At 67.8% G+C, this 20,903-nt stretch carries 22 protein-coding genes and 2 pseudogenes; 9 read left to right on the top strand and 15 right to left on the bottom strand.

Annotated elements, in window-relative coordinates:
• Positions 1-95 precede the first annotated feature (95 nt).
• From ABQE89_RS22615 to hemW, 3 genes are all read right to left on the bottom strand, one after another.
• On the bottom strand, positions 96-776 hold the full coding sequence (locus ABQE89_RS22615; protein WP_448420820.1) for an anti-sigma factor: 681 nt from the start codon (positions 774-776) through the stop codon (positions 96-98).
• Positions 769-1,284 carry a sigma-70 family RNA polymerase sigma factor gene (locus tag ABQE89_RS22620; RefSeq protein ID WP_448420822.1) on the bottom strand — a complete coding sequence of 172 codons (516 nt, stop codon included), beginning with the start codon at positions 1,282-1,284 and terminating at the stop codon, positions 769-771. The genes ABQE89_RS22615 and ABQE89_RS22620 overlap by 8 nt, the downstream gene beginning before the upstream one ends.
• Positions 1,285-1,370: 86 nt before the next feature.
• Entirely contained in the window at positions 1,371-2,549 is a 1,179-nt protein-coding gene (hemW, locus tag ABQE89_RS22625; protein WP_448420824.1) for a radical SAM family heme chaperone HemW, read from the bottom strand.
• A 92-nt stretch (positions 2,550-2,641) separates the two neighbouring features.
• On the opposite strand from hemW, the gene ABQE89_RS22630 reads away from it, so the two are divergent.
• From ABQE89_RS22630 to ABQE89_RS22645, 4 genes are all read left to right on the top strand, one after another.
• Positions 2,642-2,734: an Ms4527A family Cys-rich leader peptide gene (locus ABQE89_RS22630; RefSeq protein WP_448420826.1), complete on the top strand. Its 93-nt coding sequence runs from the start codon at positions 2,642-2,644 to the stop codon at positions 2,732-2,734.
• Positions 2,735-2,857: 123 nt separating this feature from the next.
• Positions 2,858-4,534 carry a nitrite/sulfite reductase gene (locus ABQE89_RS22635; RefSeq protein ID WP_448420828.1) on the top strand — a complete coding sequence of 559 codons (1,677 nt, stop codon included), beginning with the start codon at positions 2,858-2,860 and terminating at the stop codon, positions 4,532-4,534.
• An 8-nt stretch (positions 4,535-4,542) separates the two neighbouring features.
• Positions 4,543-5,241, top strand: a complete 699-nt coding sequence (locus tag ABQE89_RS22640; RefSeq protein ID WP_448420830.1) for a phosphoadenylyl-sulfate reductase — start codon at positions 4,543-4,545, stop codon at positions 5,239-5,241.
• Complete coding sequence (locus tag ABQE89_RS22645; protein ID WP_448420832.1) at positions 5,238-5,942, top strand: sirohydrochlorin chelatase; 705 nt, start codon at positions 5,238-5,240, stop codon at positions 5,940-5,942. The genes ABQE89_RS22640 and ABQE89_RS22645 overlap by 4 nt, the downstream gene beginning before the upstream one ends.
• 28 nt (positions 5,943-5,970) lie before the next feature.
• Here the strand turns inward: ABQE89_RS22645 and ABQE89_RS22650 are convergent, their stop codons facing one another.
• From ABQE89_RS22650 to ABQE89_RS22675, 6 genes are all read right to left on the bottom strand, one after another.
• Positions 5,971-7,032 carry a sulfate/molybdate ABC transporter ATP-binding protein gene (locus tag ABQE89_RS22650; protein WP_448420834.1) on the bottom strand — a complete coding sequence of 354 codons (1,062 nt, stop codon included), beginning with the start codon at positions 7,030-7,032 and terminating at the stop codon, positions 5,971-5,973.
• A 15-nt stretch (positions 7,033-7,047) separates the two neighbouring features.
• Positions 7,048-7,860 (bottom strand): sulfate ABC transporter permease subunit CysW, encoded by an 813-nt coding sequence (gene cysW / locus ABQE89_RS22655; RefSeq protein ID WP_448420836.1) that lies wholly within the window; start codon positions 7,858-7,860, stop codon positions 7,048-7,050.
• Entirely contained in the window at positions 7,857-8,747 is an 891-nt protein-coding gene (gene cysT, locus ABQE89_RS22660; RefSeq protein WP_448420838.1) for a sulfate ABC transporter permease subunit CysT, read from the bottom strand. Before cysT ends, cysW begins: the two co-directional genes overlap by 4 nt.
• Positions 8,744-9,718, bottom strand: coding sequence for a sulfate ABC transporter substrate-binding protein (locus tag ABQE89_RS22665; RefSeq protein ID WP_448420929.1), 975 nt, complete (start codon positions 9,716-9,718; stop codon positions 8,744-8,746). Before ABQE89_RS22665 ends, cysT begins: the two co-directional genes overlap by 4 nt.
• Before the next feature lie 173 nt (positions 9,719-9,891).
• The gene (locus ABQE89_RS22670) at positions 9,892-9,984 is read right to left on the bottom strand and encodes an Ms4533A family Cys-rich leader peptide (protein ID WP_448420840.1); all 93 of its coding nucleotides are present in this window, start codon (positions 9,982-9,984) and stop codon (positions 9,892-9,894) included.
• 215 nt (positions 9,985-10,199) lie between these two features.
• Positions 10,200-10,394, bottom strand: coding sequence for a hypothetical protein (locus tag ABQE89_RS22675; RefSeq protein ID WP_448420842.1), 195 nt, complete (start codon positions 10,392-10,394; stop codon positions 10,200-10,202).
• Between the two features lie 32 nt (positions 10,395-10,426).
• Between ABQE89_RS22675 and ABQE89_RS22680 the strand changes: the two genes are divergently transcribed.
• Together ABQE89_RS22680 and ABQE89_RS22685 are read left to right on the top strand one after the other, a co-directional pair.
• On the top strand, positions 10,427-11,653 hold the full coding sequence (locus tag ABQE89_RS22680) for an FAD-dependent oxidoreductase (protein WP_448420844.1): 1,227 nt from the start codon (positions 10,427-10,429) through the stop codon (positions 11,651-11,653).
• Positions 11,654-11,804: 151 nt separating this feature from the next.
• Positions 11,805-13,712, top strand: a pseudogene (locus ABQE89_RS22685) (glycoside hydrolase family 15 protein); the annotation flags it as partial.
• Between the two features lie 11 nt (positions 13,713-13,723).
• On the opposite strand, the gene ABQE89_RS22690 reads toward ABQE89_RS22685, so the two are convergent.
• Together ABQE89_RS22690 and ABQE89_RS22695 are read right to left on the bottom strand one after the other, a co-directional pair.
• Entirely contained in the window at positions 13,724-14,425 is a 702-nt protein-coding gene (locus ABQE89_RS22690; RefSeq protein ID WP_448420846.1) for a sensor domain-containing protein, read from the bottom strand.
• Positions 14,426-14,477: 52 nt separating this feature from the next.
• Positions 14,478-14,948 (bottom strand): ArsI/CadI family heavy metal resistance metalloenzyme, encoded by a 471-nt coding sequence (locus ABQE89_RS22695; RefSeq protein ID WP_448420931.1) that lies wholly within the window; start codon positions 14,946-14,948, stop codon positions 14,478-14,480.
• A 103-nt stretch (positions 14,949-15,051) separates the two neighbouring features.
• Here ABQE89_RS22695 and ABQE89_RS22700 point away from each other — a divergent pair, with 103 nt between their 5' ends.
• Positions 15,052-15,408: an Rv2640c family ArsR-like transcriptional regulator gene (locus ABQE89_RS22700; protein ID WP_448420848.1), complete on the top strand. Its 357-nt coding sequence runs from the start codon at positions 15,052-15,054 to the stop codon at positions 15,406-15,408.
• On the opposite strand, the gene ABQE89_RS22705 is transcribed toward ABQE89_RS22700, so the two are convergent.
• Together ABQE89_RS22705 and lepA are read right to left on the bottom strand one after the other, a co-directional pair.
• A complete protein-coding gene (locus ABQE89_RS22705; protein ID WP_448420850.1) occupies positions 15,405-16,118 on the bottom strand; it encodes a sensor domain-containing protein in 714 nt (237 codons plus the stop codon). The genes ABQE89_RS22700 and ABQE89_RS22705 overlap by 4 nt on opposite strands.
• Positions 16,119-16,125: 7 nt before the next feature.
• Positions 16,126-18,044 (bottom strand): annotated as a pseudogene (lepA, locus tag ABQE89_RS22710) (translation elongation factor 4).
• Between the two features lie 33 nt (positions 18,045-18,077).
• Between lepA and ABQE89_RS22715 the strand changes: the two are divergent.
• Positions 18,078-18,677: a type II toxin-antitoxin system PemK/MazF family toxin gene (locus ABQE89_RS22715; protein WP_448420852.1), complete on the top strand. Its 600-nt coding sequence runs from the start codon at positions 18,078-18,080 to the stop codon at positions 18,675-18,677.
• 112 nt (positions 18,678-18,789) lie between these two features.
• Here ABQE89_RS22715 and ABQE89_RS22720 read toward each other — a convergent pair whose 3' ends face one another.
• Entirely contained in the window at positions 18,790-19,347 is a 558-nt protein-coding gene (locus ABQE89_RS22720) for a GNAT family N-acetyltransferase (protein ID WP_448420933.1), read from the bottom strand.
• Positions 19,348-19,387: 40 nt separating this feature from the next.
• Entirely contained in the window at positions 19,388-19,816 is a 429-nt protein-coding gene (locus ABQE89_RS22725) for a CBS domain-containing protein (RefSeq protein WP_448420854.1), read from the bottom strand.
• A 213-nt stretch (positions 19,817-20,029) separates the two neighbouring features.
• On the opposite strand from ABQE89_RS22725, the gene ABQE89_RS22730 reads away from it, so the two are divergent.
• Positions 20,030-20,884, top strand: a complete 855-nt coding sequence (locus ABQE89_RS22730) for a ribonuclease Z (RefSeq protein ID WP_448420856.1) — start codon at positions 20,030-20,032, stop codon at positions 20,882-20,884.
• Positions 20,885-20,903 lie beyond the last annotated feature (19 nt).

Raw genomic sequence — 20,903 nt, forward strand, 5'->3', positions numbered from 1 at the left:
GCGGAGCCCGAGACGCATAGAGGTCTGGCAAGCCTTACCTAACAAACCGCACGGCATGCCGGCAATATTGACACATCCCCCGTGCACATAGGGAGCTACACCAATGTGGTGGTCGCCAGCGGCTGATCGGTGCCCGAGACGCGGATGTCGACGGTCTGAATCTCGGCGGTGGGGATGCTGGTGGCCGCCGACATGCCGGTGGCCTCGTCGCCGGCCGGCGCCCAGGAACCGACCGTCGTCTGGGTGCCGTCGCGGGTGGTCACCACGATGTCGTAGCCCTCGACGCTGCGCGCCCAGTCCCTGGTGTACTCGCAGGCCCAGTTCAGCTGGGTGCCCCAGGCTTTCTCGGTGACCGCGAGTTGGGCGGTCAGGCCTTCGCGCTCACCCGGTTGCATCGGCGCCATCGCCACCGTCGGCGCCGGTTCGCTGCGCGGGAACACCGTGGCCCCGACAACCCCGCCGACCACGGCCAGCGCGGCGGCGGCCGCGACCGCACTCAGCAGCATCGCGCGCCGGGAGCGCCGCTGCCGTCTGCTCGCCGCCTCCGCCAGCGACGCGACGCCGGGCTCGTCGGTCTCGATGAGCGCCATGGCCTCCTCGCGGCTGAGGACGTCGAGGATGTCGGGCATGGCGGAGACCTCGGCCAGGTCGGCCGCCCGCTCGGGGTTTTCCGCCAGGTAGGTCTCGTAGGCGCGGCGGTCCTCGGCGCTCAGCGCGCCCAGCACATAGGCGGCGTCCCACTCGGCGATGTTCTCCCCGGGCGATCGGTCAGGCACGGGCAACCCCCCTCTCCTGCAACGCGATCCGTAACGCACGTAACGCGTAGTGCAGCCGGGACTTGACGGTGCCCTCGGGGACCCGTTCGTGGGCGGCGATGTCGGCGACGGTCTGGCCGAGATAGTAGGCGCGCACGATCGCGCTGCGATGATCCGGACTCAGCGACTTCAACGCATCGGTGAGCACCCACTTGTCCACGGCCGGGCCGATTGCATCGAGCGACGGCCGCTCGGGCATGTCGCCGGTCTGCGACTCGCGGGTGTAGCGCGCGCTGCGCCGGTCGTCGATCACCAGGTTGCGCGACACGGTGAACAGCCAGGCCCGCACATTCTCGCTGGGCTGCTGCAGCACCTCGGGCTTGCGCCACAGCCGCAGCAGCGCCTCCTGCACCACGTCCTCGGCGAAGGGCATGTCACCCCTGGTCAGCCGCAGCACGTAGCGCAGCACAGCATGCCGGTGGGCGTCATGGATCGCGCGCAGCTGCGCGGCCTGATCGGACTCCGGCACCGGTCAATCGTTCAACGCATCGCCGCCGAACGTGGGCTTATGCGCGAGAAATCGGCGAAATCTCGCGAACAAGACAACGTTGGTCGTCAGTCGAGCAGGGTGCGCACCACCGCGTCGGCCAACAGCCGCCCGCGGTCGGTCAGCACCAGCCGGTCCCCGGCGCGGGTGGCCAACCCGTCGTCGACGACCGTCGCGGCGCGGCGGCGCTCGGCCGCGCTGAGCAGATCGACGGGCACACCGTCGCGCAACCGCACCCGCAACATCACGTCCTCGATGTGGCGGGTATCGCCGTCGAGTTGTTCGTAGTCGGCCACCGGAAGACGCCCTTGGTCCAGGGCCTGGGCATAGGTGTTGGGGTGCTTGACATTCCACCATCGGGTGGCGCCGACGAAGCCGTGCGCGCCGGGGCCGGCCCCCCACCATTCCCCGCCGTCCCAGTAGCCGATGTTGTGCCGGCACTCACCGCCTGGCCGGCTCCAGTTGGACACCTCGTACCAGTGCAGGCCCGCCGCCGCCAACCGCGCGTCGAGCAGTTCATACCGGTGCGCGAGCTCGTCGTTGTCGGGCGCCGCGAGCTCGCCGCGGCGCACCCGGCGCGCCATCGCGGTGCCGTCCTCGACCACCAGTGCGTATCCGGACACGTGATCGACCCCGGCGGCGACGGCGGCGTCGACCGACCGCAGTAGGTCCTCGTCGGACTCCCCCGGGGTGCCGTAGATCAGGTCCAGGTTGACGTGTGCGAAGCCCGCCTCGCGGGCCTCGCGGGCGGCGTCGAGCGCGCGGCCGGGCGAATGCGCCCGGTCGAGCACCGCGAGTACGTGCGGGGCGGTGGACTGCATGCCCAGCGACACCCGGGTGAACCCGGCCGCACGCCACCGGTCGAACAACTGCGGGGACGTCGACTCGGGGTTGGCCTCGGTGGTGACCTCGGCGCCGGGCGCCAGCGTGAAGTTGTCGCGGATCGCGTCGAGCACCGCCGCGAGCCCGTCACCCCCAAGCAGTGACGGCGTGCCGCCGCCGACGAAAACGGTGTCGACCTGCAACGACCCCAGCCGCTGGGCCGCCAGACGCAACTCGACGCGCAGCCCCGCCAGCCACCTGTCCACCTCGGTGCCCGCCCCGCCCAGCTCGGCGGGCGTGTAGGTGTTGAAGTCGCAGTACCCGCAGCGGGTCGCGCAGAACGGCACGTGCACGTAGATGCCGAACGCGCGGCCCGGCGTGGTCGCGAGGCCGGGCAGCTCCACGGGGGCGGTCCGGACGGTCATGAATCCAGTTTCCCAGAAGACTTTGAGCTCACCCTGAGCGCAAATATGGGCCGGTTAGGGCGAACGGCGTAGGTCGTGGCACAATTGTCGACGTGACTGCCGCACGCATCTACCCCCGCATTTCGCTGGTGGCGCGTCGACATGTCGATTTCAAGCGCGTTTGTACCTGTTGTTGTCTGCCCTGACGCGCTGATTACGGACCCCAGCCCACCACACCACTTCTAGCTGGCCGCCGGATCTGCGCTGCCGGTCAGCTCACCGGTGGCATGCGTGATCCGAACGCCGACTCCACGAAGGAGCCGACAACCATGACTCAGGCAAAGCCCAAACCTGCTCGCAAGCCGCGCGCCGAAGGCCAGTGGGCCCTCGGATACCGCGAACCGCTCAACGCGACCGAGCAGCTCAAGAAGGACGACGACGCGCTCAACGTGCGCGACCGCATCATCGACATCTACTCCAAGACCGGCTTCGACAGCATCGACACCACCGATCTGCGCGGCCGCTTCCGCTGGATGGGGCTCTACACCCAGCGCGCGGAGGGTTACGACGGCACCTGGACCGGTGACGAGAACGCCGAAATCCTGGAAGCCAAGTACCTGATGATGCGGGTGCGTTCCGACGGCAAGGCGCATTCGGTCGAGACGATCCGCACCCTGGGCCAGATCTCGATCGACTTCGCCCGCGACACCGCCGACCTCACCAACCGGGAGAACCTGCAGTACCACTGGATCGAGATCGAGAATGTGCCGGAGATCTGGCGTCGGCTCGAGGCCGTCGGCCTGGGCACCACCGAGGCGTGCGGCGACTGCCCGCGCGGCATGCTCGGCTCGCCGCTGGCCGGCGACTCGGTCGACGAGATCCTCAACGCCCAGCCCGCGCTCGACGAGATCGTGCGGCGCTATGTCGGGAACCCGGAATTCTCCAACCTGCCGCGCAAGTACAAGACCGCGGTCTCGGGCATGCAGGACATCCCCCACGAGATCAACGACGTGTCGTTCGTGGGCGTCAACCATCCCGAGCACGGCCCCGGCCTGGACCTGTGGGTCGGTGGCGGCCTGTCGGTCAACCCGATGCTGGCCCAGCGCGTCGGCGTCTGGGTGCCACTCGACGAGGTGCCCGACGTGTGGGCCGGGGTGACCTCGGTGTTCCGGGATTACGGCTACCGCAGGCTGCGTTCGAAGGCCAGGCTGAAGTTCCTGATCAAGGACTGGGGCGTCGAGAAGTTCCGGGAAGTTCTCGAGCAGGAGTACCTGGGTCGCAAGCTCATCGACGGCCCGGCGCCCGACCCGGTGCCGCACGCCATCGACCACGTCGGGGTGCAGCGCCTCAAGAACGGGCTCAACGCGGTGGGTGTGTCGCCGATCGCCGGGCGAGTGTCGGGGACGCTGCTGTGCGCGATCGCCGACCTGGCCGAGCAGGTCGGCTCCGACCGGATCCGGTTCACCCCGTACCAGAAGGTGATCATCCTCGACGTGCCCGACGACAAGGTCGACGAGTTGACCGCCGGACTCGACGAGCTCGGTCTGCCGTCGCGACCGTCGCATTGGCGCCGGAACCTGATGGCGTGCACCGGCATCGAGTTCTGCAAACTGTCGTTCGCCGAGACGCGGGGCCGCGCCCAGGTGCTGGCGCCCGAGCTGGAACGGCGGCTCGACGACATCAACGCCCAACTGGACGTGCCGATCACCGTCGGCGTCAACGGCTGCCCCAACTCGTGCGCGCGCATCCAGACCTCCGACATCGGGTTCAAGGGCCAGATGGTCGACGACGGCAACGGCAACACCGTGCCCGGGTTCCAGGTGCATCTGGGCGGCAGCCTGGGCGTGGACAGCGGTTTCGGCCGCAAACTGCGCAAGCACAAGGTCACCGACACCGAACTGGGCGACTACATCGAGCGGGTGGTCCGCAACTTCGTGAAACAACGCGACCAGGGTGAGCGTTTCGCTACCTGGGCGGCACGCGCGGACGAGACGGATTTGAGGTGACCGAAACGGTGACGAGAACCGAGGCGGACCTGCAGGCGCTGGCTGAGCGCGGCGCGGCCGAACTCGACGGGGCCACCGCCGAGGAGTTGCTGCGCTGGACCGACGAGCACTTCGGCGGCAGCTACATCGTCGCGTCGAACATGCAGGACGCGGTGCTGGTCGACCTGGCGGCCAAGGTGCGCCCCGGCGTGGATGTGCTGTTCCTCGACACCGGCTACCACTTCGCCGAAACGATCGGCACCCGCGACGCCGTCGAATCGGTCTACGACGTCAACGTCGTCAACGTGACACCGGAGAACTCCGTCGCCCGCCAGGACGAGCTGTTCGGCAAGGATCTGTTCGCGCGCGAGCCCAACGAGTGCTGCCGGATGCGCAAGGTCGAACCGCTGGGCAAGGCGCTGCGCGGATACTCCGCGTGGGTGACCGGCATCCGGCGGGTCGAGGCGCCGACCCGCGCCAACGCGCCGCTGATCAGCTGGGACAAGGCGTTCGGGTTGGTGAAGATCAATCCGCTGGCCGCCTGGACCGACGAGGACATGCAGAGCTACATCGACGCCAACGGTGTGCTGGTCAATCCGCTTGTCGACGAAGGCTATCCGTCGATCGGCTGCGCACCGTGCACGGCGAAGCCCGTCAACGGCGCCGATCCGCGCAGCGGCCGGTGGGCTGGCACCGGCAAGATCGAATGCGGGCTGCACGCCTCGTGACTCTCGTGCTCACCGCACACGGCAGCGTGGACCCGCGCTCGGCGGCGGTCACGCATGCGGTGGCGGGCCGGATCCGGCGGCTGCGGCCGTGGCTGGACGTGCGACCGGCGTTTCTGGAGAAGGCCTCGCCGAGCCTGCGCGACGTGCTCGCCGGCCTGCCCGGCCGGGGAGTCGTGGTTCCGTTCCTGCTGGCCGACGCCTACCACGCGCGCATCGACCTACCCTCGGTGATCGAAGCCTCGGGGGCCGACGTGCAGCAGGCCGGGGTGCTCGGTCAGGATCGCGCGCTGCTGTCGGTGCTGCGGCAGCGGCTCGCCGAGAGCGGAGTGTCTCCCGACGACGACGGCCTCGGGGTGCTCGTGGTCGCCGTCGGTTCGTCGAGCGCCACCGCCAACGCGCACACCGGCGCCGTTGCCGAGGCGTTGCACACCGGAACCCGCTGGGTGAGCACCGAAGTCGCGTTCGCGACCGGCCCGTATCCCGGTGTCGACGATGCCGCGCAACTGCTGCGCGCCAAAGGAGCGCGACGGGTGGTGATCGCCCCATGGTTCCTGGCGCACGGTCGCATCACCGATCGAATTGCGGACTACGCTGCCGCACACGGTATTCCGATGGCCGAGCCGCTGGGATCGCACAACCTGGTCGCCGCGACAGTGCTGGACCGCTTCGACGCGCTGACCGCCGTCAGCGCTGCCGCCTGATCACGGCGGCCTCATCACGGCCGCCTCATCACGGCGAGCAGACGTAAAATCCCCCTTTTTCCGGCGTGTCGCGCTCCCTTTGCGTCTGCTCGCCGGGGATTTGGGGCACCCGGGTGGCTCGGACGTAGACGGTGTCGCCCTCCCGCAACGCGAGCGCCTCGGCGTCGCCGCGGGTGATCTGCGCGGTGAACGGATGGTGGGACGCGGCGCTGGTGAGCTCCACGCGAACCTCGAAGCCCAGCATCACGATTCGGTTGATCGTCGCCCGCACCACCCCGGCGGCCTGCACCGAGTCGTCGCTGTTGGCGATCGCCATCTCCGGGGTGCGGCCGACCCGGATGTCGTGGGGACGCACCAACGCCCCGTTCAGTGACGACACCGCGCCCAGAAACGACATCACGAACGCGTTGGCGGGTTGGTCGTACACCTCGGTCGGGGTGCCGACCTGCTCGATGCGTCCCTTGTTGAGCACGGCGATACGGTCGGCGACATCGAGCGCCTCGGCCTGGTCGTGGGTGACCAGCACGGTGGTGACGTTGACCTCTGCGTGCAACCGGCGCAGCCAGGCGCGCAGATCCTCGCGCACCTTGGCGTCCAGTGCGCCGAACGGTTCGTCGAGCAGCAGCACCTGGGGATCGACGGCCAGTGCACGCGCGAGCGCCATGCGTTGGCGCTGCCCGCCGGACAATTGGTTGGGATAGCGATTCTGAAAACCGGCCAGCCCGACCACGTCCAGGAGGTTGTCGACCTTCTCCTGCACCTCGGACTTGGGCCGTCTGCGGATCTTGAGCCCGAACGCGACGTTGTCCCGCACGCTCAGATGCTTGAACGCCGCGTAGTGCTGGAACACGAAGCCGATGCCGCGCCGCTGCGGCGGGATCGCCGTGACGTCGCGGCCGTTGATGGTGACGGTCCCCGTGTCGGGCTGGTCCAGTCCCGCGATCGCGCGCAGCAGCGTGGACTTTCCCGACCCGCTGGGCCCCAGCAGGGCGGTCAGCGACCCGAACGGCACGTCGAAGTCGACGTTGTCCAGCGCGGCGAAGTCGCCGTAGCGCTTGTTGGCGCCCCGCACGGTGATCGCGTTGGTCATGTCAGCCAGCATCTCCTACCTGGTTGCCTTCCCGCGACGGGTGTCGAGAATCACCTGGGCGATCAGGACGATCACGGCCACGGCCATCAGCAGCGTCGAGATGGCGTAGGCACCGTATTCGGCACCGCGCGCGTGGCGGTCGGCCACCAGCAGCGTCAGCGTCTGCGAGGTGCCCGGCAGATTCGACGACACCATCAGCACCGCGCCGTATTCGCCCAACGTGCGCGCAATGGTCAGCACGATCCCGTACATCAGGCCCCACTTGATCGACGGCAGGGTGACCAGGCGGAACGTCTGCCACCCCGTCGAGCCCAGCGTGGATGCCGCTTCCTCCTGATCGGTGCCCAGTTCGTGCAGGACCGGTTCGACCTCGCGGATGACGTAGGGCACCGTGACGAAGATGCTGGCCAACACGATGCCCGGCAGCGCGAAGATGACCTTGAAGCCGAGGTCGTTCTCGACGAAGCCGAACACGCCCGTCGACCCCCACAGCAGGATCAGCGCCACGCCGACCACCACCGGCGACACCGCGAACGGCAGGTCGATCACCGCCTGAAGAAGGCTCTTGCCACGGAACTTGTTGCGCGCCAACACCAACGCGGTGGGCACGCCGAAGATCACGTTGAGCGGCACGACGATCGCGACCACCAGAAGCGAAAGCTGCAGCGCCGAGATGGCCGCCGGTGTGGTGACAGATTCGATGAACGCGCCGACGCCGGGTGCGAACGTGCGCCACAGGATCAGCCCGACCGGGATGACGAGCAGCATCACCAGATACCCGAGGGCCAGGAAGCGCAGCAGGTAGCGCGTGTTCCGCGACAGGATCACGCCGCCAACTCCTGCCGTTTGGCCGCGCGCGAACCGATACTGCGCAGGATGAACAGCACGATGAACGAAATTGCCAGCAGCACGATCGACACCGCGGCGGCACCGGTGCGGTCGTCGAACTCGATCAGGGTCCGGATGTACTGCGAGGACACCTCGGTGACGCCCGGCACTGCACCACCGATCAGGACCACCGAACCGTACTCGCCGATGGCGCGCGAGAATGCCAGTCCCACACCGGAAAGCAGCGATGGCATCAGCGCGGGCAGCACCACCAGCCTGAAGATGGTCAGGTTGTCGGCGCCCAGCGAGGCGGCGGCCTCCTCCACCTCCTTGTCGAGTTCGAGCAGCACCGGTTGCACGGAGCGGACGACGAACGGCAGCGTGACGAACAGCAGCGCGACGGCCACGCCCCACTGGGTGTGCTGAATGTGGATGCCCACCGGGCTGTTGGGCCCGTACAGCGCGAGCATCACCAGGCTCGCGACGATGGTCGGCAGCGCGAACGGAAGGTCGATGAGGGCGTCGACGAACCGTTTGCCTCCGAAGTCGTCTCGGGTCAGCACCCAGGCGACGAGCAGGCCGAACACCAGGTTCACCGCCGCGACGCCCAGCGAGATCGTCAGCGTCACACGAAATGAGTCCAGGGCCGCGTTGGAGGTGACGGCCTGCCAGAACGCCGCCCAGCCACCGCCGGCGGACTGCCACACGATCGCGGCCAACGGCAGCAGCACGATCACCGACAGCCAGGTCGTGGCGACCCCGACCCGCAACTTCGTGCTGCCGTAGCGGCCGGTGAAAAAGCCTCGAGGCGGCCCGGATTCACCGTCGCCGGTGAATACGGGCCGGGTCCCTGCGCTGTTGTCAGGGGACTCGAGGCTGGTCGTCATCCGGTGGCCTGCTTGTAGATCTTGGTGATCGAACCGTTGTCCTTGTCGAACAGCGCGGGATCCACGACGTCCCAGCCGCCCAGGTCGTCGATGGTCCACAGCCGCTCCGGGGCCGGGAAGTCGTCAGCGAAGTCGATTGCCACTGCGGGGTCGACCGGCCGGAACCCGGCCTCGGCCCAGATCTTCTGGCCCTCAGGGGTATAGAGGAAGTTCTTCAGCGCGTTGGCCTGCTCCTGGTGGGCGGAGGTGGTGACCACCGCGACCGGGTTCTCGATCTTGAACGTCTGCGGCGGGTTGATGTGTTGCACCGGCTTACCCTGCCGCTCGATGTTGATCGCCTCGTTCTCGTAGCTGAGCAGCACGTCACCGGTGCCCTGCAGGAACAGGTCGCTGGCCTCGCGACCCGACGACGGCCGGGTCCTGATGTGGTTGGACACCAGGTCCTCGACGAACGCCAGGCCCGCCTGCGCATCCTGACCGCCGTTGCTCTTCGCCGCATACGGCGCCAACAGGTTCCACTTGGCCGAGCCCGAACTCAGCGGGCTGGGGCTGACGACCTCGAGGCCGGGCTGGAGCAGGTCGTCCCAGTCCGTGATGTTTTTCGGGTTGCCTTCGCGCACCACGAATGTCACCACTGAGCCAAACGGGACACCGTTGGTGGCATCAGCGTTCCAGTCTTCAGCGACCTTGCCGGCCTTGACCAGCCGGGTGACGTCGGGTTGAACCGAGAAATTGACCAGATCAGCGGGTTTGCCGTCGACCACGGCGCGGGACTGGTCGCCGGAGGCGCCGTAGGAGGTGGTGACCGCGACGCCCTGACCCTCCTCGGTCGCGGCGAACGCCGGGATGATCTTGCTCCACCCTGGTTCAGGCACCGCATACGCGACCAGCGTCAGCGTCGTCGTCGCATCCTCGGCGGTGTCGTCGCCACCCGCGACGTCGCTGGATCCTCCGCCGCAGGCGGCGAGCATGGCGGCGGTGGCGGTCAATGCGGCGGCGGTGCGCCAGGACTTGAGGTTGAGCACTTCGTGACCTTTCCTTGCAGGGACGAGATGACGGATCCCGTCACGACAGCAAGGCGTGGGAGCAGGCGCTCAGACATCGGACGACCGGCTACCGACCCGAACCCCGGACGGGTATGGAGTCAGCGACAACAGCAGACGTCAGCAACGGCTGAGAACCCCACGGCGATGAGGGCCAGCACGTGGCCACTCTTGTTGCCGGTTGCCGTTCGCATGGCGCGAAGAATAACAGAGTCTCGGCGATCCGCTCGGCGAAGGGCGTCGCCGAAACTGCATTCCAGCAGCGCTTACTCGCAGTCTTCCTGCGTCGATGCAGTTTCGCGGTCGGTATGCGACCGGCCGACTCACATGGTCAGCAACCACATCACAATCACCAGGACCACGAGCAGGACCAGGGCCAGAGTGACCCGCGACCGCGGCATGCCGTATCTCACCTACCGTCTTCGTCTTGGTGGCGTACCCGGCGCAGCAACCGGATGCTGTTGCCGAGAGCGCCGTCGAGTACTACCGCGGCGCCATACGCGAGGACCAGCACGAACGGCATCACCACCGCGGTCTGGGCGATGAACGACAAGCCGGAGAGCCACAGCTCAACGCCGTCCCACCAATTGAGGAAGCCGCCCACCGGGCCAGCCTATTCGATGCGAAAATGCGCGGATGGCGGGCAGCGACATCGACAGCACCACCTGCGTCATCGCCGGTGGCGGGCCCGCGGGGGTCATGTTGGGCCTGCTGCTCGCGCGCGCCGGCGTGGACGTCGTGGTGATGGAGAAACACGCCGACTTCTTGCGCGACTTCCGCGGCGACACCGTCCACGCGAGCACCATGCGGATGCTCGACGAGTTGGGCCTGGGTCAGCAGTTCGCCGCCATCCCGCACCGCGAGATCGACACTTTGACACTGACGGTGCAAGGCACCGAGGTCAGCATCGACCTGAGCCGAATCCCGGGTCCGCACAAGCACATCGCCCTGGTACCGCAGTGGGATTTTCTGGAACTGCTGGCCTCCGCGGCGGCGCAGGAACCGACCTTTACGCTGCTGCGCAACACGGAGGTGCTCGGGCCGGTCCGCCGCGATGACACGGTGGTGGGTGTCGATTACCGCGACGCCTCCGGCCACCAGCGCCGGATGCACGCAACGCTGACCGTGGCCTGCGACGGTCGCTCGTCGACGCTGCGCACCGCTATGGGCCTGACCACCAGGAGCTTCGGGGCACCGATGGACGTCTGGTGGTTCCGGCTGCCGCGCGGAGTCGACGACCCGCACGGGCTGGCCGGCGTGATGGGCGCCGGGCACGCGATCGTCGTCATCGACCGCGGCGACTACTACCAGTGCGCCTACGTCATCCCCAAGGGCCGCGACGCCGCGTTGCGTCGACGCGGCATCGGCGCGTTGCACGACGGCGTCGTGAGCCTGGTGCCATGGCTGGCCGACCAGGTCACCGCGGTGTCCTCGTTTGATGAGGTCAAACTGCTCGACGTGCAACTCAACCGGCTGCGGCGCTGGTATGCCGACGGGCTGCTGCTGATCGGCGACGCCGCCCACGCGATGTCCCCGGTCGGCGGTGTCGGCATCAACCTTGCCGTGGCCGATGCGGTGGCCGCGGCCACCGTGCTGGCCGATCCGTTGCGTGCGGGCCGGCTGTCCACCCGCCACCTGGCCCGTATCCAGGCGCGACGCTGGGGGCCCACGGCGCTGGTTCAGTCGGTGCAGCGGCTGATCCACCGCCGGGTGATCGCCGTGGCCGTGTCGTCGACCGAGCCCGCCGAACCGCCGCTGGCCGTGCGCATGGCACCCAAACTGCGGTTCCTGCGAACCGTGGCCGGGTACGGCATCGCGATCGGCCCCCTACCCGAACGGGTGCCTGCCTTCGCGCGGCGCTGATCGTGATGGGTGGACGCCGAGCACGTCGGCAGTCGATGATGTCCGCATGGTCCTGGAACACACCGAAGCGTCCGGCGGGTCGCCGAGCAGGCAAGACAACTGGAACACTCCGTTGACCGTCACGGCTCCGGTGCCCTACACCGCCAGCGGACCGCTACGTAACCCGTTCCCGCCGATCGCTGACTACGCGTTTCTCTCCGACTGCGAGAACACCTGCCTGATCTCGTCGGCGGGTTCGGTGGAGTGGATGTGCGTCCCGCGCCCCGACTCCCCCAGCGTGTTCGGCGCGATTTTGGACCGCGGCGCCGGCCACTTCCGGCTCGGCCCCTACGGGGTGTCGGTGCCGTCGGCCCGCCGCTATCTGCCCGGGAGTCTGATCCTGGAGACGACGTGGCAGACCCACACCGGTTGGCTGATCGTGCGCGATGCGTTGGTGATGGGGCCGTGGCACGACCTCGAGACCCGCTCGCGCACGCATCGCCGTACGCCGATGGACTGGGACGCCGAGCACATCTTGCTGCGCACGGTGCGCTGTGTCAGCGGCACCGTCGAGTTGGTGCTCAACTGTGAGCCGGCGTTCGACTACCACCGCACGGCCGCGAGGTGGGAGTACTCCGGGCAGGCCTACGGGGAGGCGATCGCGCGCGCCCACCGTGACCCCGACGCGCATCCGACGATGCGGCTGACCTCGAACCTGCGACTGGGGTTGGAGGGCCACGAGGCGCGCGCACGCACCCGAATGAAGGAGGGCGACAACGCATTCGTGGCGTTGTCGTGGTCCAAACACCCGGCTCCGCAGAACTACGAGGAAGCCGCCGACAAGATGTGGCAGACCAGCGAGGCCTGGCGGCAGTGGATCAACGTCGGCGACTTCCCGGACCACCCGTGGCGGTCCTATTTGCAGCGCAGCGCGTTGACGCTGAAGGGGCTGACCTACTCCCCGACTGGCGCGCTGCTCGCCGCACCGACCACGTCGCTGCCAGAAACCCCGCAGGGCGAACGCAACTGGGACTACCGCTATGCGTGGGTGCGCGATTCGACATTCGCGCTGTGGGGCCTCTACACGTTGGGGCTGGACCGCGAGGCCGACGACTTCTTCGCGTTCATCGCCGACGTGTCGGGTGCGAACAACGGTGAGCGACACCCACTTCAGGTGATGTACGCCGTCGGCGGTGAGCGCACGCTCGTCGAGGAGGAACTGAACCACCTGTCCGGTTACGACGGGGCGCGGCCGGTGCGCATCGGCAACGGCGCGTACAACCAGATGCAGCACGACATCTGGGGCACCATGCTCGATTCGGTGTATCTGCACGCCAAGTCTCGTGAGCAGATCTCCGACACGCTGTGGCCGGTGCTCAAGCAGCAGGTCGAAGAGGCGATCAAGCACTGGAAGGAGCCCGACCGCGGGATCTGGGAGGTGCGCGGCGAACCTCAGCACTTCACGTCGAGCAAGATCATGTGCTGGGTGGCGCTGGACCGCGGTTCCAAACTGGCCGAACTACAGGGCGAGAAGTCCTATGCGCAGCAGTGGCGCGCGATCGCCGAGGAGATCAAGGCCGACGTGCTCAAGAACGGCGTCGACTCCCGCGGCGTGCTGACCCAACGCTACGGCCACGACGCGTTGGACGCGTCGCTGCTGCTGGCGGTGCTGACCCGGTTCCTGCCGCCCGACGATCCGCGGGTGCGGGCCACCGTGCTGGCGATCGCCGACGAGTTGACCGAAGAAGGCCTGGTGCTGCGCTACCGCGTCGAGGAGACCGACGACGGGCTGGCCGGCGAGGAGGGCACGTTCACGATCTGCTCGTTCTGGCTGGTCTCTGCGCTGGTCGAGATCGGTGAGATCCGCCGCGCCAAGCACCTGTGCGAGCGGCTGCTGTCGTTCGCCAGCCCGCTGCACCTCTACGCCGAGGAGATCGAACCCCGCACCGGACGGCACCTGGGCAACTTCCCGCAGGCGTTCACCCACCTGGCGTTGATCAACGCCGTGGTGCACGTGATCCGCGCCGAGGAGGAAGCCGACAGTTCCGGGGTGTTCGTGCCCGCCAACGCGCCCATGTGACCTTTCGGCCGCTATCTCCTCGCCGCGTTGGCGACCATGTCGGCGGCGATGGTCGCCGCCTCGTCCTCGATGGCGAACCCGCAGGCCCAGGTCTCGACGGTGACATTGGAGACCACCGCCAGCGCATGTTGGCAGCCCCAGCCGCCCGCGTCTTCCTGACCGGAGTACTGGGCAATCATGTTCTGCTCGGCGGTGACGTCTTCAAAGGTCCACGAGGACCGGGTGTCCCCGTCGTCCACCGCGACGGTGTCCCCGGCGCAGCCCTTCCACGACGACCTCGAACCCTCGAAGAACGCGCGCGCCTTGTCCGCCGACGGATACAACACGGCGGTCTGCTCGACCCAGTGGTCGTTGTCCTCGTCGGGTTCGCGGATGACCTGATCGCGCATCGCGGTCCAGCCGCTTCCGGCGTACACCGGCTCCTCGGCGGCATAGATCGCGCCGAGACAGTCCGGATCCGACACGTCGGCGGAGTGGTCGGTCATCTCCTCGAACTCGCTGGTGACCTTCATCGTGGTGGCGCCCATGATCCCGTTGATCTCGCCGACGGAAAGCAGCACGTCGTCGAGTTCGGACCTGTCCAGCGGCGCCACGTCGATGGGGCCGGCGTCCTGCCCGCGCACCGCGTTTCCGGCCGTCGTGTTCACACAGCCGGTGAGCACCGACGTCGCCACCACCAGCGCGGCCAGCGCCCGGGTTATCCCGACTTTCACCGCATAATCGTGCCAGAATCCGCGCCCCCACCGGGCAGGTTCGATGTCGCCGTCAACAGCATGCGCTTTGTGCAGCGACCTCCGCGCCCTCAGACGGGGCACCGCCGCAGCACGGTGTGCCGTCGTCGCCGGGGCGTTGCGGGCTGGACCCGAACGTCTCGGAGTCCGCGAGCACGGTGTAGACCTCCCACTTCTCGCCGGCGGGGCCCGTCACCCAGACTTTGTCCTGGGTGGCGAAGCAACACGTGGTGCCCAGTTCCTCGTCGGTGACAAGACCTTCGTCGGCCAGCCGGCCGATCTCGGCGTGTACGCGCTCGCTGGTCTCCACCTCGACGCCGAGATGGTTGAGCGTGCCGCCTCTGCCCGGGTTCTGCAGCAGCACCAGCTTGAGTGGCGGTTCGGCGATCGCGAAGTTCGCGTAGCCGTCCTTGAGCTTGGCCGGTTGGGTGTCGAACAACTTCGAATAGAACGCGACCGCGGTGTCGAGATCGTCGACGTTCAACGCCAATTGGACGCGGGACATGGTGCTCACCTTCCTGTTGTAGTACGACATATATCGAAATAGTCGTGAGGTCAGAATGCCCGACCTTTTTGATATATGTCAACACTTTGGGCAGAATGGAGGGATGCCCAAGGCCCTTCCGGTGATCGACATGTCCGCGCCCGTGTGCTGTGCACCGGTGGCCGCGGGCCCGATGAGCGACGACGACGCCCTCCACGTGGCGATGAGGTTGAAGGCCCTCGCCGATCCGGCGCGGGTCAAGATGATGTCCCTGTTGTTCGGGTCGCCGGCCGGAGAAGAGAACAGCGGTGATCTGGCCAGCGCCCTCGGGTTGACCGAGTCGACGGTCAGCCACCACCTGAGCCAACTGCGCAAGGCCGGTCTCGTCGAGTCCGAGCGACGCGGAATGAACGTGTTTCATCGGGTGCGCGCGGATGCGCTCAGCGCGATCTGCGCGGTGCTCGACCCCGACTGCTGCTAGCCGACCTTCTGCAGCATCAGGTCGGCCACCGCGACGGCGTCGAGAGCCCCGGCAGTGCCGTCGGTGCCGGTATCCGAAATCTCTACGTCCACAACATAATCGGCGACCACGCCGAGTGCCCGCTGAATCGTCGTACCCCCGTCACGCATCACCACCGCCGACACCACCGTGTCGTCGACGCTCACGTCGGTGATCCGGCTCGACCCGTTCGCCCCGTGCTCGGCTTGCTGCAGCACCAGGGTCGCGCCGTTGCATCGGTGCCAGTTCTCGGCCGAGGAGACCATGAACGCCCGCGCGTCGTCGGGTGTGGCGAACCTGACCACCCCGAAGAAGCCCGACGCCGACGGGCCCTCGGCCGAGCCGCCGGCCCACGACTGGCTGGCCACCGAGAGGACGGGGCGGTGTCGGTACACGGTCTGCTGCAGGCGATAGGCCGGGCCCACGCATTCGACCGGGGTGGCGTCGGCTTCACCGACACCGGCCAGCAGCGCGTCGGGGCCACCGTCGACGAGCGGCCCCAGGAAACCGGGGGCGCCGAGCAGCGTGGTCATCTCCTCGGCGGTGGGCAACACCTCGGGCAGTGGGCGCGACACCGACGGCGCCGCGGCAGGTTCGATGTGCAACACGGGCGGCGCGTCGACCGTTGTCGCGCACCCGCCCAGCGCCACACACGCGCTCAACGCGGCGACCGTCAGTGCCCGTGAGCGCATCGTCTCGCTACTTCTTGGTCTTGTCGGCGGTCGAGTCGGTGGACAGCGCCGCGACGAACGCCTCCTGCGGCACCTCGACCCGGCCGATCGTCTTCATCCGCTTCTTGCCTTCCTTCTGCTTCTCGAGCAGCTTGCGCTTGCGGCTGATGTCACCGCCATAGCACTTCGATAGCACGTCTTTGCGGATCGCGCGGATGTTTTCGCGAGCGATGATCTTCGAACCGATCGCGGCCTGCACCGGCACCTCGAACTGTTGACGCGGGATCAGTTCCTTGAGCTTCGTGGTCATCTTGTTGCCGTAGTCGTACGCCGACTCCTTGTGCACGATCGCGCTGAACGCGTCGACGGCCTCGCCCTGCAACAGGATGTCGACCTTGACCAGCTCGGCTTCCTGCTCGCCGGCCTCTTCGTAATCCAGGCTCGCGTAGCCGCGGGTGCGTGACTTCAGCGCGTCGAAGAAGTCAAAGATGATCTCCCCCAACGGCATTGTGTAACGCAGCTCGACACGCTCGGGTGACAGGTAGTCCATGCCGCCCAGTTCGCCGCGGCGCGACTGACACAACTCCATGATCGTGCCGATGAATTCGCTGGGCGCGATGATCGTCGTCTTGACGATGGGTTCATACACCGTGCGGATCTTGCCCTCCGGCCAGTCCGAGGGGTTGGTGACGATCAGGCCCGTGCCCTCGGTGTCGCTCTCCAAGACCACGCGGTACACGACGTTCGGTGAGGTCGAGATGAGGTCGAGGTTGAATTCGCGTTCGAGCCGCTCGCGGGTGATCTCCATGTGCAGCAGGCCGAGGAACCCGCAGCGGAAACCGAACCCCAGCGCCACCGAGGTTTCCGGCTCCCAGGTCAGCGCCGCGTCGTTGAGCTGCAGTTTATCCAGCGCGTCACGCAGGTCGGGGTATTCGGAGCCGTCGACGGGATACAGCCCGGAGTACACCATGGGTCGGGGCTCGCGATATCCGGTGAGCGGCTCGGGGGCACTGTTGCGCGCAGTCGTCACCGTGTCACCGACCTTGGACTGGCGCACGTCCTTGACACCGGTGATCAGGTAGCCCACCTCCCCCACGCCGAGCCCGTCGGAGGCCTTGGCCTCGGGTGAGACGATGCCCACCTCGAGCAGTTCGTGCACGGCGCCGGTGGACATCATCTTGATGCGCTCGCGCGGGGTGATCTTGCCGTCGACGACACGCACGTAGGTCACCACACCGCGGTAGGTGTCGTAGACCGAGTCGAAGATCATCGCCCGGGTCGGGGCGTCGGCGTCGCCGGTGGGCGGCGGCACCTCCTGCACCACGTGGTTGAGCAGCTCGGAGACGCCCTCGCCGGTCTTGCCCGACACCCGAAGCACATCGGTGGGTTCGCACCCGATGATGTGGGCGATCTCGGCGGCGTAGCGCTCCGGGTCGGCGGCGGGCAGGTCGATCTTGTTGAGCACCGGGATGATCTGCAGGTCCCGATCCAGCGCCAGGTACAGGTTGGCCAGCGTCTGCGCCTCGATGCCCTGGGCGGCGTCGACCAGCAGCACCGCGCCCTCGCACGCCTCCAGGGCGCGCGACACCTCATAGGTGAAGTCGACGTGGCCGGGGGTGTCGATCAGGTGCAGCACATACCGTTCGCCGTCGACCTCCCACGGCAACCGGACGTTCTGCGCCTTGATCGTGATGCCGCGCTCCCGCTCGATGTCCATCCGGTCGAGGTACTGCGCGCGCATCGTGCGGTCGTCGACCACACCGGTCAATTGCAGCATCCGGTCCGCCAGCGTCGACTTGCCGTGGTCGATATGGGCAATGATGCAGAAGTTCCGAATCTGCGCCGGCGCGGTGAAGGTCTGGTCGGCGAAACTGCTGATGGCAATCTCCAGGTGAGGCGGACTAAGGGCACTACCAGCGTATCCAGGCTGGGCCTCGCGCACACAATCGCGCCGTGCCCGCCTCGCTTATGCTCGAAAACATGGCTCCGCCCTGGAAAGCACTGCGGACGTTCCAGCAGTTCACCGAGAATTTGGTGTTCAACGAGGCGCCGAAGTTCATCCGTCAGATCGGCCAGTCCGAAACCGTGCAGCGCGGTATCCAGCAAGGCATCAAGATCGGCTTGGACGCGATCGCGGGCACCACGCGCGAAGAGGCCCCGGCAATCACCGCGGGCCGGCCCGTCAGCCGGAACTTCGCGCCCACCGCGCAACGGGCCCGCAAGCTGATGTACGCCCCGGATCTCGACGGTCGTGCGGATCCCGGCGAGATCGTCTGGACGTGGGTGGTCTACGAGGACGACCCGACCCAGGGCAAGGACCGCCCGGTGCTGGTGGTGGGGCGCGACCGCGCCACATTGCTCGGGTTGATGCTGTCCAGCCAGGACCGCCACCGCGACGACCCCGATTGGGTCGGGATCGGTAGCGGCAGCTGGGATTACGAGAACAGGGAGAGCTGGGTGCGGCTGGACCGGGTGCTCGACGTGCCCGAGGAGGGCATCCGTCGCGAGGGCGCGATCCTGGCGCGGGAGAAGTTCGAGATCGTCGCCGCACGTCTGCGCGCCGAGTACTCCTGGAGCTGACGCCCCCGATCGGCGCGGTTTGGCCGAGCGTGCGTGTTTGCGGGCGACACGCCGACCAAAAACCCGAGTTGACGCACGCTCGCACCCCGCAGTGAACCCCGTACGGGGCCGGTTAGCGCGGATCGCGCCACATCGGCCACATCTTCGGGCCGCCGTCGGGAAGCGTGATCTCCCCGGTCACCTCGAAGCCGAACCGTTGGTAGTAGCCGATGTTGTCCGGGTTGCTCGACTCGAGGTAGGCCGGCGCGTACTCGGCGTCGCAGCGGTCCAGGCGCGACCGCATCACCGCATGGCCGTATCCGGCGCCGCGGACGGTCGGATCGCTGCCGATCACCGCGAGATACCAGTGTGGTTCCTCGGGATGATTCGCCTTCATCAGCGCGGCGATCTGCTGACCGCGCCGCGCCCGCAGGCCGAACGCCCGGATGAACCCGGGCATCATGAGCAGTCCCTGTCGGCGGGTGTTTCGCCACTGCCCCGGCGGGTCCCACAGCGCAGCGGCGCCGACGTGCCCGCCGCGAGCCACCTCGGCGCCGCCGGTGTGCAGGAAGTGGTGACGGATCATGGCTGCGAACATCAGCCGCAGCGCATGCCGGCGACCGGCACCGTCGGGCAGCATCCACACCATGACCGGGTCGTCGTAGAACGCCCGGGCGAGAACCGTGGACATGTCGCGTACATAGCGCCGGCGGGCGGGCTCGATCGCGATATCACCCACGAGTGATGTAGGCCTCCAGGTGCTCCTGCTGCGCCTCGAGCTCCTCCATCCGGGTCTTGACCACGTCGCCGATGCTGACGATGCCGACCAGCCGGCCGCCCTCCATCACCGGGACGTGGCGCACCCGGTTCTCGGTCATCAGCCGGGTCAGACTGTCCACCGAATCCTCGGGCGAACAGGTCGCGATCAGCGTCGTCATGATCTCCGACACCGGCTGGGTGAGTAGTTCGGCGCCGCGTCGGTGTACCGCGCGCACCACGTCGCGCTCCGAGACGATGCCGATCAGGCCATCAGGTGATACCACCACCATCGCGCCAATGTTGTGCACCGACAGCTCGGTGAGCAGTCCGGCCACCGAGGTCTCGGGGGTGATGGTCGCCACCGACGAGCCCTTGTTCCGCAATACGTCCGCGATCCGCATCGAAGCCTCCACTCGTGATCTGCCTCACACCAGGCTAGGTCGGAGCCGCCGACTGCGAGAGGTTTTGGCATTCGTGTCCCAAAACGACGGGCCGTGCGGTGTGGTGGGGAGATCGATGGTGAGCGTGCGCAAACTCCCGACGGATGACGGCGTGTCGGCCGCAGACCCGCACGCTCGCGGGGGAAGACGCGGGGAAGGGGTATACCTGGCGCCATGATCGAGGTGACGCTGCTCGGCACCGGAAGTCCGATACCCGACGCGCGGCGTGCGGGCCCCTCGACGCTGGTGCGCGCCGGTGAGCAGACTTTTCTGGTCGACTGCGGCCGCGGGGTGCAACAACGGATGACAGCCGCGGGCGTGGGCTCCAATGGGCTGACCGCGCTGCTGCTGACCCACCTGCACAGCGACCACATCGCCGACCTGGGCGACGTGCTCATCACCCGGTGGGTCACGACGTTCACCCCGGACCCGGCGCCGCTGCCGATCATCGGGCCGCCGGGCACCGCCGAGGTGGTCGACGCGACGCTCAAGGCGTTCGGGTTCGACATCGGCTACCGCATCGCCCATCACGCCGACCTCTCCTCACCGCCCCCGGTCGAGGTGCACGAGTACACCGACGGCGGGGTCTGGGACCGCGACGGCGTGTCGATCACCGCGGCACCCACCGACCACCGGCCCGTCGCGCCGACGATCGGGTTCCGTGTCGAGCACGCGGGGGCGTCGGTGGTGCTGGCCGGCGACACGGTGCCCTGCGACAGCCTCGACGCGCTGGCGCGGGGCGCGGGCGCACTGGTGCACACCGTGATCCGCAAAGACCTGGTCGAGGCGCTGCCGTTGCAGCGCCTGCGCGACATCTGCGACTACCACTCCTCGGTCGAGGAGGCCGCGGCGACCGCGACCCGGGCCGGGGTCGGCATCCTGATCCTCACCCACTACGTGCCGGCCATCGAACCCGGGCAGGAAGACGACTGGCGTGCGCTGGCGGCTACGGCGTTCGACCGCCAGATCGAACTCGGCGACGATCTGCACACCGTCCAGGTGCATCCCGGGGTGTGCGGCAAACCGTAGTCGTTTGGGCAGGCCAACG

Source organism: Mycolicibacterium sp. XJ1819, from assembly GCF_053483675.1.